Annotated in this window: 17 protein-coding genes; 11 read left to right on the plus strand and 6 right to left on the minus strand. The window is 35.9% G+C overall.

Features of this window, described 5'->3' with window-relative positions; genetic code table 11:
• Window positions 1–253 precede the first annotated feature (253 nt).
• Window positions 254–1,096, plus strand: coding sequence for a LytR/AlgR family response regulator transcription factor (locus ACKU4N_RS02870; protein WP_321320426.1), 843 nt, complete (start codon window positions 254–256; stop codon window positions 1,094–1,096).
• Window positions 1,097–1,152: 56 nt separating this feature from the next.
• Here the strand turns inward: ACKU4N_RS02870 and ACKU4N_RS02875 are convergent, their stop codons facing one another.
• The 3 genes from ACKU4N_RS02875 to aspS form a co-directional block, all read right to left on the minus strand.
• Entirely contained in the window at window positions 1,153–1,830 is a 678-nt protein-coding gene (locus tag ACKU4N_RS02875) for a hypothetical protein (protein WP_321320427.1), read from the minus strand.
• A gap of 57 nt (window positions 1,831–1,887) precedes the next feature.
• Window positions 1,888–4,044 (minus strand): TonB-dependent receptor, encoded by a 2,157-nt coding sequence (locus tag ACKU4N_RS02880; protein ID WP_321320428.1) that lies wholly within the window; start codon window positions 4,042–4,044, stop codon window positions 1,888–1,890.
• 447 nt (window positions 4,045–4,491) lie between these two features.
• Window positions 4,492–6,249, minus strand: a complete 1,758-nt coding sequence (gene aspS / locus ACKU4N_RS02885) for an aspartate--tRNA ligase (protein WP_321320429.1) — start codon at window positions 6,247–6,249, stop codon at window positions 4,492–4,494.
• 432 nt (window positions 6,250–6,681) lie between these two features.
• Between aspS and ACKU4N_RS02890 the strand changes: the two genes are divergently transcribed.
• The gene (locus ACKU4N_RS02890) at window positions 6,682–7,149 is read left to right on the plus strand and encodes a nucleoside deaminase (protein ID WP_321320430.1); all 468 of its coding nucleotides are present in this window, start codon (window positions 6,682–6,684) and stop codon (window positions 7,147–7,149) included.
• A gap of 269 nt (window positions 7,150–7,418) precedes the next feature.
• Window positions 7,419–8,135: a purine-nucleoside phosphorylase gene (deoD, locus tag ACKU4N_RS02895; RefSeq protein WP_101309457.1), complete on the plus strand. Its 717-nt coding sequence runs from the start codon at window positions 7,419–7,421 to the stop codon at window positions 8,133–8,135.
• A 164-nt stretch (window positions 8,136–8,299) separates the two neighbouring features.
• On the opposite strand, the gene ACKU4N_RS02900 is transcribed toward deoD, so the two are convergent.
• From ACKU4N_RS02900 to ACKU4N_RS02910, 3 genes are all read right to left on the minus strand, one after another.
• A complete protein-coding gene (locus ACKU4N_RS02900; RefSeq protein WP_321320431.1) occupies window positions 8,300–8,875 on the minus strand; it encodes a hypothetical protein in 576 nt (191 codons plus the stop codon).
• A 117-nt stretch (window positions 8,876–8,992) separates the two neighbouring features.
• Window positions 8,993–10,216 (minus strand): 3-phosphoshikimate 1-carboxyvinyltransferase, encoded by a 1,224-nt coding sequence (aroA, locus tag ACKU4N_RS02905; RefSeq protein WP_321320432.1) that lies wholly within the window; start codon window positions 10,214–10,216, stop codon window positions 8,993–8,995.
• A gap of 100 nt (window positions 10,217–10,316) precedes the next feature.
• Entirely contained in the window at window positions 10,317–10,847 is a 531-nt protein-coding gene (locus ACKU4N_RS02910; protein ID WP_321320433.1) for an adenine phosphoribosyltransferase, read from the minus strand.
• Between the two features lie 315 nt (window positions 10,848–11,162).
• On the opposite strand from ACKU4N_RS02910, the gene ACKU4N_RS02915 reads away from it, so the two are divergent.
• The 8 genes from ACKU4N_RS02915 to ACKU4N_RS02950 all read left to right on the plus strand — a co-directional run bounded on the left by ACKU4N_RS02915 (window position 11,163) and on the right by ACKU4N_RS02950 (window position 18,427).
• Window positions 11,163–11,627, plus strand: a complete 465-nt coding sequence (locus tag ACKU4N_RS02915; RefSeq protein ID WP_321320434.1) for a hypothetical protein — start codon at window positions 11,163–11,165, stop codon at window positions 11,625–11,627.
• Between the two features lie 84 nt (window positions 11,628–11,711).
• Window positions 11,712–12,314 (plus strand): outer membrane beta-barrel protein, encoded by a 603-nt coding sequence (locus tag ACKU4N_RS02920; protein WP_321320435.1) that lies wholly within the window; start codon window positions 11,712–11,714, stop codon window positions 12,312–12,314.
• 43 nt (window positions 12,315–12,357) lie between these two features.
• Window positions 12,358–13,461, plus strand: coding sequence for a DNA-processing protein DprA (gene dprA, locus ACKU4N_RS02925; protein WP_321320436.1), 1,104 nt, complete (start codon window positions 12,358–12,360; stop codon window positions 13,459–13,461).
• 203 nt (window positions 13,462–13,664) lie between these two features.
• The gene (gene gdhA, locus ACKU4N_RS02930; protein WP_321320437.1) at window positions 13,665–14,999 is read left to right on the plus strand and encodes an NADP-specific glutamate dehydrogenase; all 1,335 of its coding nucleotides are present in this window, start codon (window positions 13,665–13,667) and stop codon (window positions 14,997–14,999) included.
• Between the two features lie 119 nt (window positions 15,000–15,118).
• Window positions 15,119–15,895, plus strand: coding sequence for a TatD family hydrolase (locus tag ACKU4N_RS02935; protein WP_321320438.1), 777 nt, complete (start codon window positions 15,119–15,121; stop codon window positions 15,893–15,895).
• Between the two features lies 1 nt (window position 15,896).
• A complete protein-coding gene (locus tag ACKU4N_RS02940) occupies window positions 15,897–16,931 on the plus strand; it encodes an asparaginase (protein ID WP_321320439.1) in 1,035 nt (344 codons plus the stop codon).
• Window positions 16,932–17,182: 251 nt separating this feature from the next.
• Entirely contained in the window at window positions 17,183–17,968 is a 786-nt protein-coding gene (locus ACKU4N_RS02945) for a MotA/TolQ/ExbB proton channel family protein (protein ID WP_321320440.1), read from the plus strand.
• A gap of 9 nt (window positions 17,969–17,977) precedes the next feature.
• On the plus strand, window positions 17,978–18,427 hold the full coding sequence (locus ACKU4N_RS02950; protein ID WP_321320441.1) for a hypothetical protein: 450 nt from the start codon (window positions 17,978–17,980) through the stop codon (window positions 18,425–18,427).
• Window positions 18,428–18,431 lie beyond the last annotated feature (4 nt).

The following is an 18,431-nucleotide window of genomic DNA, read 5'->3' on the forward strand; positions in this document are numbered from 1 at the left end:
TTCGGACAGCTTTTTTTGTCTCTCATTATCTGTGTTTATCATTTCTTTCATAAATAATCTGCGTCTCATTTTAACCTTTCCTTAACTCTTTTTAGCTAAAGCTTAACTGCTTTTGATTATGGTATTGTAATGCCTTATTTTTTTTAAGGTGATAGAGAATTGAATGACGGGAGTCTGTAATCTTAGCTCGAAAAAGGAACTGTAAATTTTCTTATATTTATGTCCGGTAACAAATTCGCATACGAAACAAATAATGGACATTAAGCCGATGCAAATCATTAATAGAAAGTATCCATTTTCTATTTTAAATACAAAACACCTTTTTCTTACAGGAATTGCAGTAAGTGCGATTCTGTATATTTTTCAACCTTTTGGATTTCATAGTTATGAAAAGAATAAAATTATTGCTTCACTAGGATTTGGGCTGATTACATTAGTCTGTCTGCTTTTTAGTAATAGTTTGGCCAAAAAACAACTTCATCTAATTTTCAATAAAAAGTGGACTATCCTTAAAGAAATAGGATACATACTTTTTGTCTTGATATTAATCTCAGCATCAAACTTATATTACTTATCATTAATTGTTGATGGCTTTCAGGTAGGTGTATCGTCTTTTATTTACACATTATCGTTAACAAGTGCAATTGGTATTTTTCCAATTACCGGAATCGTTTTAATTCGTTACAATAGCACTCTTAAATACAATTTGAACAAGATCATTCAAGAGGGACGTAGCTCCGAAGCTATGCAGAATAGTGCAGTCACTTTTGAAAACACAAACAAAACAGAGCCGGATTTTACAATTGGGATAAATAATTTTCTTTTTTTAGAAGCAATTAAGAACCACGTTCATATTTATTATTTAGAGGATGGATTGGTGAAAACAACCAGCATTCGGAACACTCTTACCAATATTGAAAAGCAAGTAAATAATGATGCTGTTTTCCAATGTCATCGCTCTTTTTTAATCAACTTAAACCAAATAAAGACTGCAAAAGGAAATTCGAATGGATATAAAATTCACTTGAAAAATTACGAGCAGACAATACCCGTTTCGAGAAAATATGTTCCTGAATTTCAAAAAATAATATACTAGAGATTTGGATGATGAATCCATCATCCAATCTTTAAGTTTGAACGAATCAGTTTAAATTACTCCTGGCTTGTACAATTTTGCTGAGCCGTTTTCAATTGTTGTTCTCCCCAATTAGGATCCAATTTGGTTTTTGGCGTAAAGGCTGAAAACATCAATTCTATTTTTTTTAAATCCTCACAAAAAGAAGATTGATCGGCACCCGTAAATTGAGCCATTTTGTTTTTGAACAAAGTCAATAATAGAACGGGTCGTGGATTTTCTCCGTTGTAAGCAATTGCTTTGCTGTAAGCCGAAATTACTTCTTTGTAATAAATCTGCCCGTTTTGAGCCGGGTTTTGAGCAATTAATGCCAGGTAGTAGTAGCCTTCCAAGGTGTAAACTTCCGATAAGTTGGCCGATTTGTTTTGTTTTAAACTTTCAATTGTAAGCAATGCCTCTTTTAGCAGCACCTTTTGTTTTTCGATTGGTACAGAGAAGGATGCTTTCAAATCGAGAAAGGCGATGTAGTAAGTTGTTAGCCATTCATCAGGAAATATGGTTTCCAATCTTTTTATTTCATTCACAACAGAGAGAAGGTCTGCTTCATTTTGTGCCGTACTTAATTTGGAAAGACTGCTTCCCAGAATTTGGTGAAACTCAGATTTTGTATTTTCATTGGTTGCAGTTTGGTTTTTGCACAATGCCTGATTTAATAACATTACCATAAAAACGAGTACTACGCATAATTTTTTCATATTCTTAAGTATTAAATTATTAGAATTTATTTTGTTGATTTTTTATTGATATGATTGTTAAAAGCTTGATACATCATAGGCTGAATCGCTTTTTAGCGATATGAAAATGCCCACGTAATAGAATTGTTTTCTTGAATTGACTATTGGTTTGCGATTGTAAATCCCCTCTGCATTTGAAGTGTTCGAGTAAGTGTATCCATATACATTTTTCCTGCCTAAAACATTCGTGACAGAGGAATATAGAATTACATTTTTACTTAAAAGAAAGGTGATGTTGCAATCCAGACTATGGTATTCAGGAGCTTTGGAATTGATAAAACCTGCTTTGTTTGGGTTGTTGTAAGGTCTTCCGCTGGCATAGGAATGGCTTACGCCAACATAAGCTTTTAAAGCAGGAATGGAATACCTTAGTGAGATGCTGGCGTTGTGTTTTGTTGAAAATAAAGGCGCCGATTCAATAGTGTACTCATTAAATAATCTTTTTGAGTCGTTATACGAGTAGGCCAAAGTGTATTTCATTCGCAGAGAACTGCTTTCCCCGGATAAATAAGTGTCTATTCCTTTGCTGTTTCCATATCCCGATGAGGAATAGACATCATTTTGTAACAAGCCCAATCCTTCGTATCTTTTTTTGTACAATTCCACTTTTAAAACGGTTCCCCCGAGCTCGTATGAACCGCTTAAAATATAATGCATGCAGGATTCTTGTCTTCCAATGTTATTTTTTGAGAACATCACATCGTCTTCCTGTTCCTGAAAGTATTTTCCAACAATTGCAGATGCTTGAAAACCATCATTGATGTAGTTCAATGAAAGTCGGGGAGCTAAATTCCAACTGTTTAGCAGTTCAGAATACTCCAATCTTGCAGAAGCATTTGCGTACAAGTATTTTTTCAATTTAAACTGATTGTCTATATAACCTGCATATAAATTGCGTTGTAAATCATTATTCATCAAAAGGACTGACGAGTTGTCTTCATAAGTTTGGCTGTGGTTTTTTAAATAAGCTTCTAAGCCTCCGTGTAGTTTATAAAATTTAGAGATGCTTTTTTCAATTTTTGCTTTCGCATGAAGTTCACTTTCGTGATCGGTAAATGCATCACCAACCAAATTTGTATTTTTATATTTGTTTGATGCGTAGGAGTAAGCAGTCCCAAAAAATAAATGATAATTGTTCTTTGTTCGGGTTACGAAAGTGGAGTTGATGTAGTAATTGTCTCGGGTTAAGTCAAAATTTCGGGTTGGGGAATTATTTAGATCATCAGTTATGGTTCTAATAAAAGCTGTTCTGTCAACTCCTAAATACAATTTATGAACAGAGTTCCTTCCTAATTGTGATCTGATTTGCACTTCACCGGCTAATGATCTGTAATCCTTTTTCCATTGATAGTCATCTGGAAATACTTTGCTGTAAAGACCCTTGTTGGTGTAATTCACATTGGCCGAAACAGATGCCTTTTTCCAGGCATAAGTACCACCACCACCAATGCTCAATGGCGATGCATTTACGCCAAATTTTGTACTTGAGGCTACATCTTTTGTTTCCATAGGCAAAACGGATGACAAAGCCTGACCATATTCAGAGTCATATCCTCCTAACGATAAGTTGATACCTTTGAACAGGAAGGGAGAAAATCTCGACCGTACAGGAGTGTTCTGCGCTGTTGAGGTATATGGAAACAAAACATGCATTCCATCAATAAAAGTCTGACTTTCCCGGGTTTCTCCTCCGCGAACATAAAGTTTACCATCTTCACCTACTTTTTGAGTTCCCGGAAGAGTTTGCAGGGCTCCGTAAATGTCACCATTCGAACTCCCTGTCAAAACCACATCAAGAGCATTCATTTTTTTCACCGTACGGCTTTTCCCAATACTAAATGTGCTTGCAGTAACTACAATCTCATCTAGGCCAAGTTCTTCCTGCTTCATGATAATAATCAGATCTTTTAAATTGGTAATTAGATCCATCTTTTCATGTGTTTGATATCCCAGACAACTCACCACTAAAACTTGTTTGCCATTCGATGTGCTTTCAAATTGGAAGAAACCTTCAGTATCTGTTGAGGCTCCTTCAACTGTTCCTTTTATATAAACATTGGCACCAATTAAAGCTTGTTTGTTTTCATCGAGTACTTTTCCACTAATCAGTGTCTGAGCACTTAGGCTAAATAAACTTAGCAGTAAAAATCCTGTCAGGTAAATCGACTTTTTCATTTGTATCGTGATTAAAATCATTTTGTTTTCGATACAAGTATACATCGCCAATCAGGTACTTTTCAAATGTTTGGGATTCATATCTAAGATTAGGGACTAATGACTATTGCTTGTGATCGGCGAATAGGTTTTGTGACGAATAACTAAGCTGTAAAGGCTATTTATTAAGGGATTTATCACGAGAGGATATCAATGGAATTTAGTGAATTAATTCTTTTTTCTCTTTAAGTAATAGGAATGATTTATTGTTGTATTTTTCCTAATCAGACAGATTGCGGAACTATTGTTTGGATGTAGTAAACAAGTCCCCTTTAGGGGATTTAGGGGTGAAAAGAGAAATGTGACATTATATTGTTTTTCATACTTAAAACCATATTATCAGTAAAAAAGGACATAAAAAAAGCTCCGGTTATTTGATCGGAGCTCATTCTTATTTTATAAAGATCTTTATTCAGACTTCTTTCTGTAGTCAAGACCCAATTCAATCATTTGTGCTTCGGCAATCGGCGATGGAGAATCAATCATTACATCACGACCCGAATTGTTTTTAGGGAATGCAATAACGTCTCTGATTGATTCGATACCTGCAAACATAGATGCCAAGCGGTCAAATCCAAAAGCGATTCCGCCGTGTGGTGGCGCACCATATTTAAATGCATTCATTAAGAAACCAAACTGAGCTTGTGCTTCTTCATCGGTAAAACCAAGATGCTTGAACATTCGAGCCTGAAGTTCTGTATCGTGAATACGAATAGAACCGCCGCCAATTTCAACACCATTAATTACCAAATCGTAAGCATTGGCACGAACTTTACCAGGATCAGTTTCCAGCATATGCAAATCTTCTTTCTTAGGCGAAGTAAATGGATGGTGCATGGCGTGGAAACGTTCTGAATCTTCATCCCACTCTAAAAGAGGGAAATCAACAACCCAAAGCGGAGCGTAAACATTCTTATCGCGCAAGCCTAACTGATTACCCATTTCCAAACGCAGTTCGCTTAGTTGAGGTAAAGTTTTCGCTTTTTCACCCACCAAAATCAAAATCAAATCGCCTGGTTTTGCGTTACAAGCTTCCGCCCATTTCTGCAATTGCTCTTCTCCGTAAAATTTATCAACCGATGATTTATATGAACCATCCTCATTGTATCGCAGGTAAACCAATCCTTTGGCTCCAATTTGCGGTTTTTTCACAAAATCAGTCAGCGCATCCAGTTGTTTACGAGTATAAGTAGCACATCCGGTAGCACAAATTGCTCCGATATATTCTGCTTCATCAAAAACTTTAAAGTCACTTCCTTTCGCAATTACGCTTAAGTCAACAAACTTCATGTCGAAACGGATATCAGGCTTATCGTTTCCATAAAATTCCATGGCATCAGCGTAATCCAATCTTGGAAATTTGAAGTTCATATCCACATTTTTCAATTTCTTGAATAAATGCTTGGTTAATCCTTCGAAAGTATCCAAGATATCATCTTGCTCAACAAAGGCCATTTCACAATCAATCTGAGTAAATTCAGGTTGACGGTCGGCACGTAAATCTTCATCGCGGAAACATTTTACAATCTGATAGTAACGGTCGAAACCAGAAATCATCAACAATTGTTTGAATACCTGGGGCGATTGCGGCAAAGCATAAAACTCACCCTGATTCATTCTCGAAGGAACAATAAAGTCACGGGCACCTTCTGGAGTAGATTTTATCAATACAGGAGTTTCTGTTTCAATAAAATTCAATTGATCCAAATAGTTACGAACCTCGATACCCATTTTGTGACGCAAAATTAAATTTTCGCGAACACAAGAACGACGTAAATCGAGGTAGCGATATTTCATTCTTAATTCATCACCACCATCTGTATTGTCTTCAATGGTAAAAGGAGGGATTGCCGATTTGCTCAAAATATTTATATCGTCAGCAATAATCTCAACGGCTCCTGTAGGTATTTTGTCGTTTTTACTTTGTCTTTCAGCAACTTTTCCAGTAATTGCAACAACGAACTCACGGCCCAGTTTTCTAGCCTTTTCGCATAGTTCTGCATTGCTTTCCATATCGAAAACAAACTGAGTTATGCCATATCGATCACGAAGATCAACAAAGGTCATTCCTCCCAGATTACGTGCTTTTTGCACCCAACCGCTAAGTGTTACCGTATCGTTTACATTCTGAATTCTTAATTCTCCACAAGTATGAGTCCTGTACATCTTATACCATTTAATGATTTAACAAGCTTTAAGCTGATCCCTTTATTTCGGGTCGTTTAGTTGCTTTCAAACTTTTGATTAAGGTGAAAAGCAACAATGCATGATAATAATCCAGCAATTTTCCGTCAAACAAAATAAATTCTCTAACGAACGACTAATTGTCAAAAGCTTTCTGATATCAACAGCGTTCTTTTTATTACTGGTTTTGTTAACTTTGCGAAATTACTAACAATTTGCGAAATTGAATACGCTTTTATTAATAGATTGTTAGATTTTAGCGATAAGAAATGAAATTAGGTCTTGAATTGTATGAAAACAGTAGTTTATGAAGCTTTGTTTTGGAGGATAATTACAATATGAAGTATCTGCAGTAGTTCTGAATTAAGCTTTCTTTTTTTGATCAAAAATCTTACATCTTATATTTTTACTACAATGAACGAAGAGTCAATCATATCCCCATTTTCCGATGAATATTTTATGAAGCAGGCAATGCAGGAAGCTCATAAAGCTTTTGAGGCCGACGAGATTCCAGTGGGCGCTATTGTTGTGTGCAGCAATCGAATCATTGCACGATCGCATAATTTGACTGAACGACTGAATGATGTGACCGCTCATGCCGAAATGCAGGCCATAACTGCAGCAGCCAATTTTTTGGGCGGAAAGTATTTAATTGATTGTACTTTATATGTAACGCTTGAACCATGCAATATGTGTGCAGGCGCTTTGGCATGGTCGCAAATTTCGAAAATTGTTTACGGCGCAGCAGATGATAAACGTGGATATTCCCGCTTTTCGCCCAATCCTCTGCACCCAAGAACAGAAGTCGTTTCAGGTATTATGGAACAGGAAAGTGCTGCTTTAATTCGCGATTTCTTCGCTCGTAAAAGAATGTCTCTGTAGAAATAAAGGAGAAAAGTGTAACGTAAAAAGGACAAAGTCCGATAAAATTATTATTTTTGCCGACAGCAGGTAAAAAGTGATTCGTAAAGTTTAGTTGGGATAATTCTACATTTTAGCACGATTACTTGCCAAACTACCATCCAACCAATTTGTAATCCATATTATTTTTTCGAAACTGAATAGTATATAATGCTGTTTCTGTGTTTGGTTCTTGTGATCCTTGCCGGAAATCCATTATCTTTATTTGTAAATCTATAAATCAATATATCATGAGTGCACACAATGAAGCCAAAATGGGCGATATTGCTGAAACTATCCTTTTACCTGGAGATCCTTTACGGGCAAAATACATAGCCGATAATTTCCTGGAAGATGTGGTTTGTTACAACAAAGTAAGAAACATGCTGGGTTTCACAGGAACTTATAAAGGCAAACGCATTTCTGTGCAGGGAACGGGAATGGGCGTACCGTCAATTTCAATTTATTCTCATGAGCTGATTACGCAATATGGTGTGAAAAACCTGATTCGTATCGGAACCTGTGGATCATTTAACGAAGATGTGCACGTTCGCGACGTAATTTTGGCGATGACATCCTGTACCGACTCAGCCATCAATAAGAATTTATTTAAAGGCATGGATTATTCTCCATGTGCCGATTTTGGTTTGCTGAGCGATGCCCATAAGGCGGCCACCGAACAAGGCGTAAATATTAAAGTGGGCAGTACATTAACGTCCGATATTTTTTACCACGATTTAGAAAATAATCCTGAACCATTCAAAATTTGGGCAGATTACGGCGTTTTAGCGGTAGAAATGGAAGCAACAGCTTTGTACACAATCGCAGCCCGAAACAAGGCGAAAGCGTTGGCTATTCTTACCGTTAGCGATCATATCCTAACCGGCGAGGAGACAAGTGCCGAAGAGCGTCAAACAACTCTTCATACCATGATAAAAATTGGGTTGGAGACAGCAATCAGACAATAATTTTAGATCAGATATATTTATTGTAAGTAAGGGAGAAACTTTGGGGGAGTTTCTCCTTTTTTTTATTTTCTGTTCCTGATTTGACTATAAGTTGGTTATGTCAGGGTATGACTCGATTTTAGTTGAATTTTAATTTGGCATTACAATTCCTTAAGCATAAAAAACTATTCGTATCCGTTTTTCTCCAAAAAATAAACCGCCTCACCTTGATCTCCATTTTCCAAATCGGTCATTTCTATCCTGAAAATATCATATCCTTTTTTACTCAATTCTTTCGGGGCATCAACATGTAATAAATAGCCATTGCATATTCCATCTGAAATATACTCTTTCACTTTCTGTTTCATGTTAATTTTTACCGGTACTCCATTTACGTTAACCTTTACATCAAGCAAATCACGATCAGCGCAAAGATCTGTATAATCTATTGCTGATTTAGGAGAGGAAAAGTATTTAGATAAACTCATGGGTCTGCAATATATCGTATATCCGGGGCTTGCTCCTTCTATTTTAAAAACGGTAACGCCATAAATCTCTAAGCGGTGATAATGAATATTCAACACCATATCTTCTTCAGCAATAACATTCCATGCCCAAAATTCAAGGCGCATATCCTCCGGTGATAATAAAGAATTCGATTTTGGGTACTCACACATTTTCATCGATGCCAATGCAAGATATTTTCCTTTTTTCACGGTAAGGGAATATCTTCCATCGCTGTTGGTATAGGTTTCATACATTGATTCTGTTCCAAAGTTTCTACCTTTTAGTTTAGCCCCTAAAAAGACTGGAGTTTATAAAAAGGAAAACCCGCTGGTTTTGACTCTAACGGGTTTTTTAATATTATCACTTTGGATTTACTCCTTCACTTCAAAACCCAATTCTTTTAGTTGTTCCCAAAAATTAGGGTACGATTTTTTCACCACATCGGGCGAATCGATAATCACATCGGGGCGAACCAATGCGATGGGTGCAAATGCCATGGCCATCCGGTGATCGTGGTAAGTTTCGATCACAATATTTTCCTCTTTTGCTTTTCGTTCACCATCCCAGGCCAATTCGCCATCGGCAGGTTCGGTAAGAACGTAACCTAATTTTCCCAATTCGGTAATCAGAGCAAAAATACGATCGGTTTCTTTAATCTTTAAAGTCTCCAAACCGGTAAAATGAAAAGGAATGTCCTTTAAACAGGCACAAACGGCAAATGTCTGCGCCAAATCGGGCATCTGATTAAAATCGAACTTTAGTTTTGTGCACTTGCCTGCCATTTTTTCTATGAACATTCCCCGTTTCGAGAATTGAGCTTTTACACCCAGCTTCTCAAAAACCGGAACCAATCCGGAATCACCCTGAAAACTGTTTCGTCTCAATCCGTCTAGATATAGTTTTCCTTCATCGGCCAAAGCCATAAAAGCGAACCAATAAGATGCTCCTGACCAATCGCCCTCAACTACATAAGGAATCCGCTGATAGGCTTGATTTGCAATAAAAATTTCCTGCCCTTTAAATTCCGATTTAATCCCAAATTCGGACATAATGTTCAGAGTCATTTCGATATAGGAGCGCGAAACAATTTTTCCCGTGAGCTTAATCCGCAAGCCTTTTTCAAGAGTTGGTGCAATTAAAAGCAATGCAGTAATGTACTGAGAGCTGGTAGTTCCTTTTAATTCAACTTCGTCGCCGGTAAGATTCGAACCAAAAATTTTAAGTGGCGGATAACCCTCTTTTTCCAAATAGGAGATTTGAGCGCCTATTGAGTTTAGTGCATCGACCAAAACACCAATAGGTCTTTCTTTCATTCTATGCGAACCGGTTAGGGTCCATTCGCCAACAATTTTAGAAAGGTAAGCAGTTAGAAAACGCATGGTAGTTCCTGCATGTCCAACATCAAAACTGTTGGTATTGGAATTTAGAATGCTCTGCATTGCTTTAGAATCGTCGCAATCCGAAAGATTTTTAATCGGCTCAAAATTGTAGCTTAAAGCATTAATGATTTGAACTCGGTTTGAAATGCTTTTAGAGGCGGGAAGAACAATTCTTCCTTCCAGTAAATTATTTTTTTTCGAAATGGAGTATTGCATCGAACTCAGTTTTGATCTATGGAAAATATCGGGATAGCGCAAATCAGGTCATCAAAACCATTTGAGTTAAGATGACCTGAATGATAAGGTTATGCTTTTTTTAAAAGTGAAACACAGAATCAACTTGGTATTGAGTCGCCAATTTATTGCGGCCATTCAAAAAGTCAAGTTCTATTAAAAAGTTTACAAAAACATTTTTTAATTTAAATCGATTCAATAAATCGATAGAAGCTTTTGCTGTTCCACCTGTTGCCAGTAAATCATCGTGCAGCAAAACTACATCGTCAGAATTTAAAGCATCTTGGTGAATGAAAATTTCATCTTCTCCGTATTCCAAAGAATATTTCTCAGAGAAAGTTGGCGATGGTAATTTTCCTGGCTTTCGAACAGGAACAAATCCAGCACCTAAGCGATAGGCTAAAACGGTTCCTAAAATAAATCCACGGCTTTCTAAACCAACAACCTTTGTTATTCCTTTGTCTTTATATTGATTGTAAAGAGCATCAACTAAGGTTGTCAGATGTTTATCATCTTTCAACATTGTTGTGATATCCTTAAATACGATTCCCGTTTTAGGAAAATCAATTACGTCTCTTATCGAATCTTTTGCTTCTTGAAGTTTTACTTCCATTTTTATTTTCTTTTTCCAAACCAGGAGTACGAAAATATCCAATTCCATACTGTTTTTTCAGTCTGTAAGACGCGAAAAAGCAGAAGAAGTGGAACATTCACCCCCTCCTCACTTAATTATTCTACAATTACTAACTTGATATAGTGTGGGATAATTCCGGGTAAAAATAAAAAAGTCTGAGTAAATATTCGTTATATATTAGCAAAAACTGCAATTATGACTTGAAATGAGAAACTATTTTTCAGATCCTTGGATTTTCATTGTTGAACTCCACTTTAGTTTTTACCTTTGATTAAATTCAATTTTAGAATTAAAATGACAATAAATAATCAAAATCGCGCAGCCTGGATTAAGCTTTTTTACTACGTGTTCGTATTTTTATATCTGGCAACAACAATTTTCTTGATTTATCTGCAGGTAAAACCAATTTATCCAATTGTTGGAGCAATCAGTGGTTTTGTTTTTGCCTGCATTGTAATTAGTTTATCGCTTAATTTGAATTATATTATCTATCAGGAATCCGAACAGAAAATAATTTTGAGATATTATCCATTGCACCCTTTTCATCAGAAGTTCAAATCTATTGAAATTCCCAAAAGTCAATTGTCTCATTTCGATCTAAAAAGAAAACTGTTTGGTTTTAGGCCTGAAGTTACTTTGTATCAGCAAACAGAAAGAGGATTAGCAAAATATCCATCAGTAAGTATCGCTTCTCTTTCAAAATCAAGTCAGGCGGAAATGATTAAATCATTGCAAAAAAACTCCATGAAAAAGCAATAACATTTACTTTTGTGATTGAGCGTACTAAAATATAATTGTATACGTTATCAGTTTTGTAAATCCTTTATTGAAGATTATTATAATATGATTAAAAAAATTAGAAGTCAGTTAGCGCTGTTAATTATGTTGCTTGTGTTGCCAACAACTATATTGGCTCAAGAAAATGATGTAAGACTTAATGTTGGAATTCCTTTAGGAAAATATGGGAAGTTTGACCACAATTTTATAGGAACAAATGAAACCAATTCGCCATCTTTCATTATTCAATTAGAGAAGAATTGGAAACCCGATTTAAGTATTGGTGCTTATGTTGGCTATGCAGGACAAAAGCATGAGTTTAATTTAGGTTTTGATGAGGTGAAATATAATTACTATCGATTTGGAACGGTATTAACTTATGAATTGAATTTATGGCTTTCGGAAATGAATATTGCACCTGATAATGGGATTGAAATGTATGCCAGTGTAAAAACAGGTCTTTCTCTTGAGAGCCGAAAATCCACAATTTCTAAATTGGATGGAGGAAATATTCCTAATGTTAGAACGAACAGAAATAACGAATTGCTTTTCGATTTAGGGGTTTTACTGGGCACCCGCTATCATTTTTCAAATCAGTTTGGCATTTTTGCAGAACTGGGTTGGGGAAATGCAGGATTTTTTACAATCGGCACGACCTTTACCTTATAAATATTTTGTAAATTAAACCTCGTTTATTTAATTCGATGAATATATGGAGGATATTTATAAAATAGCTATTAGTTTTTTGAATGGGATAGGTCCGGTTAATACAAAGAAAGTAATTGCTTATACTGGAAGTGTTGAGGGCCTGTTTAAAGAGAAAAAGCAAAATTTGTTAAAAATTCCGGGGATAGGAATGTCTTTTATCGATAAGTTGGATCGGGATAATGCGGTTCAATCGGCTGAAGAAGAGCTAAAGTTTATTGCAGATAATCATATTCGTGTTAGTTTCTATTTAGAGAAAGATTATCCGCAAAGATTACTGAATTGTGCCGATTCGCCTTGCACACTATATTATAAAGGAAATACGGATTTTAATGCGGCACGTACTATTAGTATCGTAGGCACTAGAAATGCCAGCGATTACGGACGAGAGATCTGCAATAAGTTGATACAGGATTTATCCGGAAAGGAGATTAAGCCTATAATTATAAGTGGCCTTGCATATGGTGTTGATATTTGTGCCCATAAAGCAGCTTTGCGAAACCAATTGCAAACTATTGCTGCAATTGGTCACGGATTGCATATAATGTATCCTTCGCAACATAAAAGATATGCTGAGGAAATTGTGAATCAGGGTGCCTTAATTAGTGAATTTACATCCAAAAGTAAATTTGATCCTAAAAATTTCGTTCGGAGGAACAGAATCATTGCAGGGATGTCAGATGCTACAATTGTTATTGAATCGGCGGCGAAGGGAGGTTCTTTGGTAACTGCTGATATTGCCAATTCTTACAACAGAGATGTTTTTGCATTTCCCGGACGAATAAATGATAAGAGTTCTGCGGGTTGTAATAAGCTAATAAAAACCAATCAGGCACACCTTATAGAAAGTGTTGCCGATTTGGAATACATATTGGGATGGGAAAATAAGACTGAAAGTTCTAAAACAATTCAGACAAAATTATTTATTGAACTGAGTCCCGAGGAAAAGTCACTTGTTCAGATACTTAAAGAGAAGGGCAGCATGCCTATTGATAGTATTAGTATGAAAACCTCATTTTCCATGAGTAAGGTGTCTGGTTTGCTTCTAAAATTGGAATTTGAAGGCATAATCAAATCACTTCCGGGGAAAATCTACACTTTGAATACATGAATTTTATCATTTTTTATTGGTTAATGTTGTAGAGCAGATGTTCTTATTGTGTAAATATCTGATTATCAATTATAAAAAGTTTACGAAAACGTTGTAAAAAAAATATTAATTTAATTTGCGATTATGAAAAAATATATACTTTTGAACCAAGAACTAATATTTAAAACAACACAATCTAATTTAATTTCATAACATAGTTTGGCATGGAAGCAAAGATTAATGAATTCATGGAAGGCCTAAAGGCCAAAACTCCTGGAGAAGCAGAATTTCATCAGGCAGTTCAAGAAGTAGTAGAAACAGTTTGGGAAACTTATGATGCAAATCCTAAGTACAAAGCTGCGAAGATTCTTGATAAAATGTGTGAGCCGGAACGTACAATCATGTTCCGTGTGCCATGGATTAATGATAATGGTGAAGTAGAAATCAACCGCGGATACCGTGTTGAATTCAATAGTGCAATTGGACCCTATAAAGGTGGATTACGTTTTCACCCATCGGTTACATTAAGTGCATTAAAATTTTTAGGCTTTGAGCAGACATTCAAAAACTCTTTGACAACATTACCTATGGGTGGTGGAAAAGGAGGTTCTGATTTCAACGCTAAAGGAAGATCAGATAACGAAATTATGCGTTTTTGTCAAAGTTTCATGACTGAGCTTTGCAGACACATCGGTCCTAATACAGATGTTCCTGCCGGTGATATCGGAGTAGGTGGTCGTGAGATTGGATATTTATTCGGACAGTACAAGAGAATTCGTAACGAATTTGTTGGTGTATTGACAGGTAAAGGTCTGGAATTTGGCGGATCATTAATTCGTCCTGAAGCAACTGGTTTTGGTTCTGTGTATTTTGCTCAACACATGCTGGCTGAAAACAATGAAACTTTAGAGGGTAAAATTGTTGCTCTTTCAGGTTTTGGTAATGTTACTTGGGGTGCAGCTCTTAAGTTAGTGGAACTTGGTGCAAAAGTTGTTACTGTTTCCGGTCCTGACGGATATATATATGATCAAGAAGGTTTAAATGCTGAAAAGATCGATTATTTATTGGATTTGAGAGCTTCTAATAATGATGTTGTTGCTCCTTATGCTGAAAAATTTGGTGCTAAATTCTTCCCAGGTAAAAAACCTTGGGAGGTGAAAGTAGATTTGGCTTTCCCTTGTGCAATTCAAAATGAGTTGAATTTAGAGGATGCTAAATTATTGGAAGCAAACGGATGTAAATATGTTGTTGAGACTTCAAACATGGGTTGTACTGCAGATGCTGCTTTCTATTTAGTGGATGCTATGGCTTTCGCTCCTGGTAAAGCTGCTAATGCTGGTGGAGTTGCTGTGTCTGGTTTAGAGATGTCACAAAATTCTATGCGTTTCAACTGGTCTACTGAAGAGGTAGATGAGAAGTTGGGTCGTATCATGAAAGATATTCACGATACTTGTGTTAAATTCGGTACTGAGAATGGACACATCAACTATATTAAAGGTGCTAATATTGGTGGCTTCGTAAAAGTTGCTGAAGCAATGTTGGCTCAGGGCTGCGTATAATATACTATATTGCCACTATATAAAAGCCGGCTTTGCCGGCTTTTTTTAATTGATATTCGCCCAATATTCGTTTGGCAAGTCACTACTGTTTATATATGTTTGCAGAAAAGTTGTGAAAGATGAAATTGATTGATACTCATTCCCATATATATTCAGATGATTTTAAAGATGATATTGAAGAAATTATCTCTAATTGCAGGAAAGTAAATATTGGGAAAATCCTGCTTCCTAATATTGATTCGGAATCTATACCAAAAATGAATCGTTTGGTTCAACGTTTTCCTGATATGTGTGTTCCTATGATGGGGCTTCATCCTACATCAGTGAAAGAAAACTACAGGGAAGAGTTAGAGAACTGTAAAGCCTGGCTTGCAAAAGGATCTTATTGTGCGATTGGTGAAATAGGGATGGATTTGTATTGGGACAAAGCTTTTGTGAAAGAACAGCAAATTGTTTTCGATACTCAAATTAATTGGGCATTGGAAAGGGAGCTTCCGATTGTTATTCATGCCAGAGACTCATTCGATGAGATTTTTGAAATATTAGAAGCTTATCGCAATAGCAATTTAAAAGGTGTGTTTCATAGTTTTACCGGAAATTCAGAGCAAGCCGAAAAGGCTATCGGCCTGGGATTTCTGTTGGGGATTAATGGAATTGTAACCTTTAAGAATTCCGGACTTGATAAAACAATCGAATCTCTTGGATTGGAGAATTTGATTTTGGAAACTGATGCACCTTACCTGGCACCTGTGCCAAAGCGGGGAAAAAGAAACGAAAGTTCGTACTTGGTTCATATAGCCAGTAAACTTTCTGAAATTTATCAGCTTAGCTTGGATGAGGTGGCCAAAACAACAAGTGCAAATGCGGAAAAATTATTCAACATTGAATTCAAATAAAATGGAACAAAAACAAACTTCTATTTTAATAATATATACCGGAGGAACAATTGGTATGGTGAACGACCCTAAAACAGGTTCGTTAAAACCTTTTGATTTTGATCATATCTTAAAACAGGTTCCTGAATTGAATGAATTTGGGTTTAAATTGGAATCAATAGCTTTTGACCCACTTATCGATTCATCAAACTTAAATCCTAAGGTATGGATAAAGATTGTTGAAATAATAAAGGAGAATTATCAGAAATTTGATGGCTTTGTTGTGTTGCATGGAACGGATACGATGTCTTACACTGCTTCGGCTTTAAGTTTTATGCTGGATAATTTACAGAAACCAGTTATCCTCACCGGGTCTCAACTGCCAATAGGAACATTAAGAACAGATGGGAAGGAAAATTTAATTACAGCTATTGAAATTGCAGCGGCCTATCAAAATGGACAAGCCATGGTTCCTGAAGTTTGTGTTGTGTTTGAAAATAAGCTTTTCCGGGGAAACAGGACTACAAAGCACAATGCAGAGCATTTTAATGCATTTCATTCATATAATTATCCTGATTTGGCAAAGATTGGAATCCATATCAATTATAATTATGCAGCTATTCATTACCCCAGTCAGCCGGGAGAATTAGAAATATCAACATCTTTGGATCTCAATATTGCGATCTTAAAAATATTTCCGGGTATTAATAAGACTGTTGTTGATTCAATTCTTAACAGTAAAGGATTGAAAGCTGTAATAATGGAAACATATGGGGCGGGAAATGCACCTACAGATAAGTGGTTTATCGACTCAATAAAAGATGCAATTGAAAAGGGAATAATAGTATACAATGTCACTCAATGTGCAGCTGGAAGTGTTGAAATGGGTTTGTATGAAACTAGTCTGGAGCTATTACGTGCTGGTGTTGTAAGTGGTAGAGATATAACTACCGAGGCAGCAGTAACCAAACTTATGTATGTGTTGGGGAAAAACTTAAATTCAGAACAAATCAAATTCCTTTTAAATAAATCTTTGAAAGGCGAATTAAGCCAATAGTTTATTTGTTTTTCACATTTTTTTTGTAATTTGGTGCACTGTTTAGTCACTTCTGTATTACATAAAATTAAATTCATGATTATCGTGAAAAACTGATGTAGAAAGACTTTATTTAATAAAAATGACATGCAACTAATAAATTAGTTGTATTAAAGATCGCAATCGTTTAATTTTGTAAAAAATAATTTCGTTAATTAAAATTTGAAAAACAGACTATGAAAAAGTTATTTGCATTTATAGCAGTTATCGGGATGCTAAGCTTAGGAGCGTCAACAAACGTATTTGCTCAGGATGAGACAGCAGAACAAGCTACCGTAGATACAACGCAAGTTGCTGAGGAAGTTGCAGAAGAAGTTGTTGAAAAAGCTACCCCAGTAATGGAAGAAGAAGTGATTGAAAGTACTTCTTTTCACCAAGTTGTGAAAAAGCAGTTCATCCAAGGTGGTGCAATGTTTATGAGTTTTGTATTGTTAACACTTATTTTAGGTTTGGCTCTTTCTATCGAAAGAATCATTTACTTAAATATGTCGACAACTAATACTAAAAAATTGTTTGCTAATCTTGAAGATGCATTGAACAACGGTGGTGTTGAAGCAGCTAAAGAAGTTTGTAGAAACACTCGTGGTCCTATTGCCAGTATCTTCTACCAAGGTCTTGATCGTATTGATGAAGGTATTGAAGTAGTTGAGAAATCAGTTGTTTCTTACGGTTCTGTTCAAATGGGTCTTTTAGAGAAAGGTCTTTCCTGGATTGGTTTGATGATTGGTTTGGCTCCTATGTTAGGATTTATGGGTACTGTAATTGGTATGATCGACGCTTTCGATTCTATCCAGTCTATGGGTACTATTTCTCCGGCAGCTGTAGCAGGTGGTATTAAAGTTGCTTTGATTACTACTGTATCTGGTTTGATCGTTGCTATGATCCTTCAGGTATTCTATAACTACTGTACTTCAAAAATTGACAGTATCGTGAACAACATGGAAGATGCGTCTATCTCTCTTCTTGATATCCTTGTAAAATACAACATGAAAAAATAATTTTAGACTATGTCAAATACATTGAGTAAATATTTAAATATTCTCACCTATGTAATGATTGGTCTAACAGCAATTTTTGTTGCCATGTTTTACTTAGGTGGAGAGCTGCCAAATCAGCCATATCCAACGCCTGTTTATACTGATGTTTTATTGCAATGGGCAAAAGCATTATTTATTATTTGTGCTGGTTTGTCTTTGGTTTTTCCTATCATTCAGTTAGTAACTAACCCTAAGGGTGCTGTTAAAGGTTTGGGTGGATTAGTTGGTTTGGGTTTGGTAATCCTTATTGCTTATTCATTATCAGATGCAACTTTGTTAGATCTTCCTGGTTATACTGGTGCTGATAACACTCCAGGAGCATTACAATTTGCAGATACTGTACTTTACACCATGTACATTTTAGGTGTTGGAACAGTTGTTGCTATTGTTGCAACCGAAGTATTAAGAAAATTACGTTAAGTAA

It is taken from the genome of Labilibaculum sp. (genome assembly GCF_963664555.1).
Lineage (GTDB): Bacteria > Bacteroidota > Bacteroidia > Bacteroidales > Marinifilaceae > Labilibaculum.

What these genes read in the sequence shown, in the direction of transcription:
- aspS (WP_321320429.1), bottom strand. Translation starts at nt 6,249, where the DNA reads ATGTACAGGACTCATACTTGTGGAGAATTAAGAATTCAGAATGTAAAC.
- ACKU4N_RS02870 (WP_321320426.1), top strand. Translation starts at nt 254, where the DNA reads ATGGACATTAAGCCGATGCAAATCATTAATAGAAAGTATCCATTTTCT.
- ACKU4N_RS02900 (WP_321320431.1), bottom strand. Translation starts at nt 8,875, where the DNA reads ATGTATGAAACCTATACCAACAGCGATGGAAGATATTCCCTTACCGTG.
- ACKU4N_RS02940 (WP_321320439.1), top strand. Translation starts at nt 15,897, where the DNA reads ATGGAACAAAAACAAACTTCTATTTTAATAATATATACCGGAGGAACA.
- ACKU4N_RS02890 (WP_321320430.1), top strand. Translation starts at nt 6,682, where the DNA reads ATGAACGAAGAGTCAATCATATCCCCATTTTCCGATGAATATTTTATG.
- gdhA (WP_321320437.1), top strand. Translation starts at nt 13,665, where the DNA reads ATGGAAGCAAAGATTAATGAATTCATGGAAGGCCTAAAGGCCAAAACT.
- ACKU4N_RS02950 (WP_321320441.1), top strand. Translation starts at nt 17,978, where the DNA reads ATGTCAAATACATTGAGTAAATATTTAAATATTCTCACCTATGTAATG.
- deoD (WP_101309457.1), top strand. Translation starts at nt 7,419, where the DNA reads ATGAGTGCACACAATGAAGCCAAAATGGGCGATATTGCTGAAACTATC.
- ACKU4N_RS02910 (WP_321320433.1), bottom strand. Translation starts at nt 10,847, where the DNA reads ATGGAAGTAAAACTTCAAGAAGCAAAAGATTCGATAAGAGACGTAATT.
- ACKU4N_RS02875 (WP_321320427.1), bottom strand. Translation starts at nt 1,830, where the DNA reads ATGAAAAAATTATGCGTAGTACTCGTTTTTATGGTAATGTTATTAAAT.
- aroA (WP_321320432.1), bottom strand. Translation starts at nt 10,216, where the DNA reads ATGCAATACTCCATTTCGAAAAAAAATAATTTACTGGAAGGAAGAATT.
- ACKU4N_RS02880 (WP_321320428.1), bottom strand. Translation starts at nt 4,044, where the DNA reads ATGAAAAAGTCGATTTACCTGACAGGATTTTTACTGCTAAGTTTATTT.
- ACKU4N_RS02920 (WP_321320435.1), top strand. Translation starts at nt 11,712, where the DNA reads ATGATTAAAAAAATTAGAAGTCAGTTAGCGCTGTTAATTATGTTGCTT.
- ACKU4N_RS02945 (WP_321320440.1), top strand. Translation starts at nt 17,183, where the DNA reads ATGCTAAGCTTAGGAGCGTCAACAAACGTATTTGCTCAGGATGAGACA.
- dprA (WP_321320436.1), top strand. Translation starts at nt 12,358, where the DNA reads ATGGAGGATATTTATAAAATAGCTATTAGTTTTTTGAATGGGATAGGT.
- ACKU4N_RS02935 (WP_321320438.1), top strand. Translation starts at nt 15,119, where the DNA reads ATGAAATTGATTGATACTCATTCCCATATATATTCAGATGATTTTAAA.
- ACKU4N_RS02915 (WP_321320434.1), top strand. Translation starts at nt 11,163, where the DNA reads ATGACAATAAATAATCAAAATCGCGCAGCCTGGATTAAGCTTTTTTAC.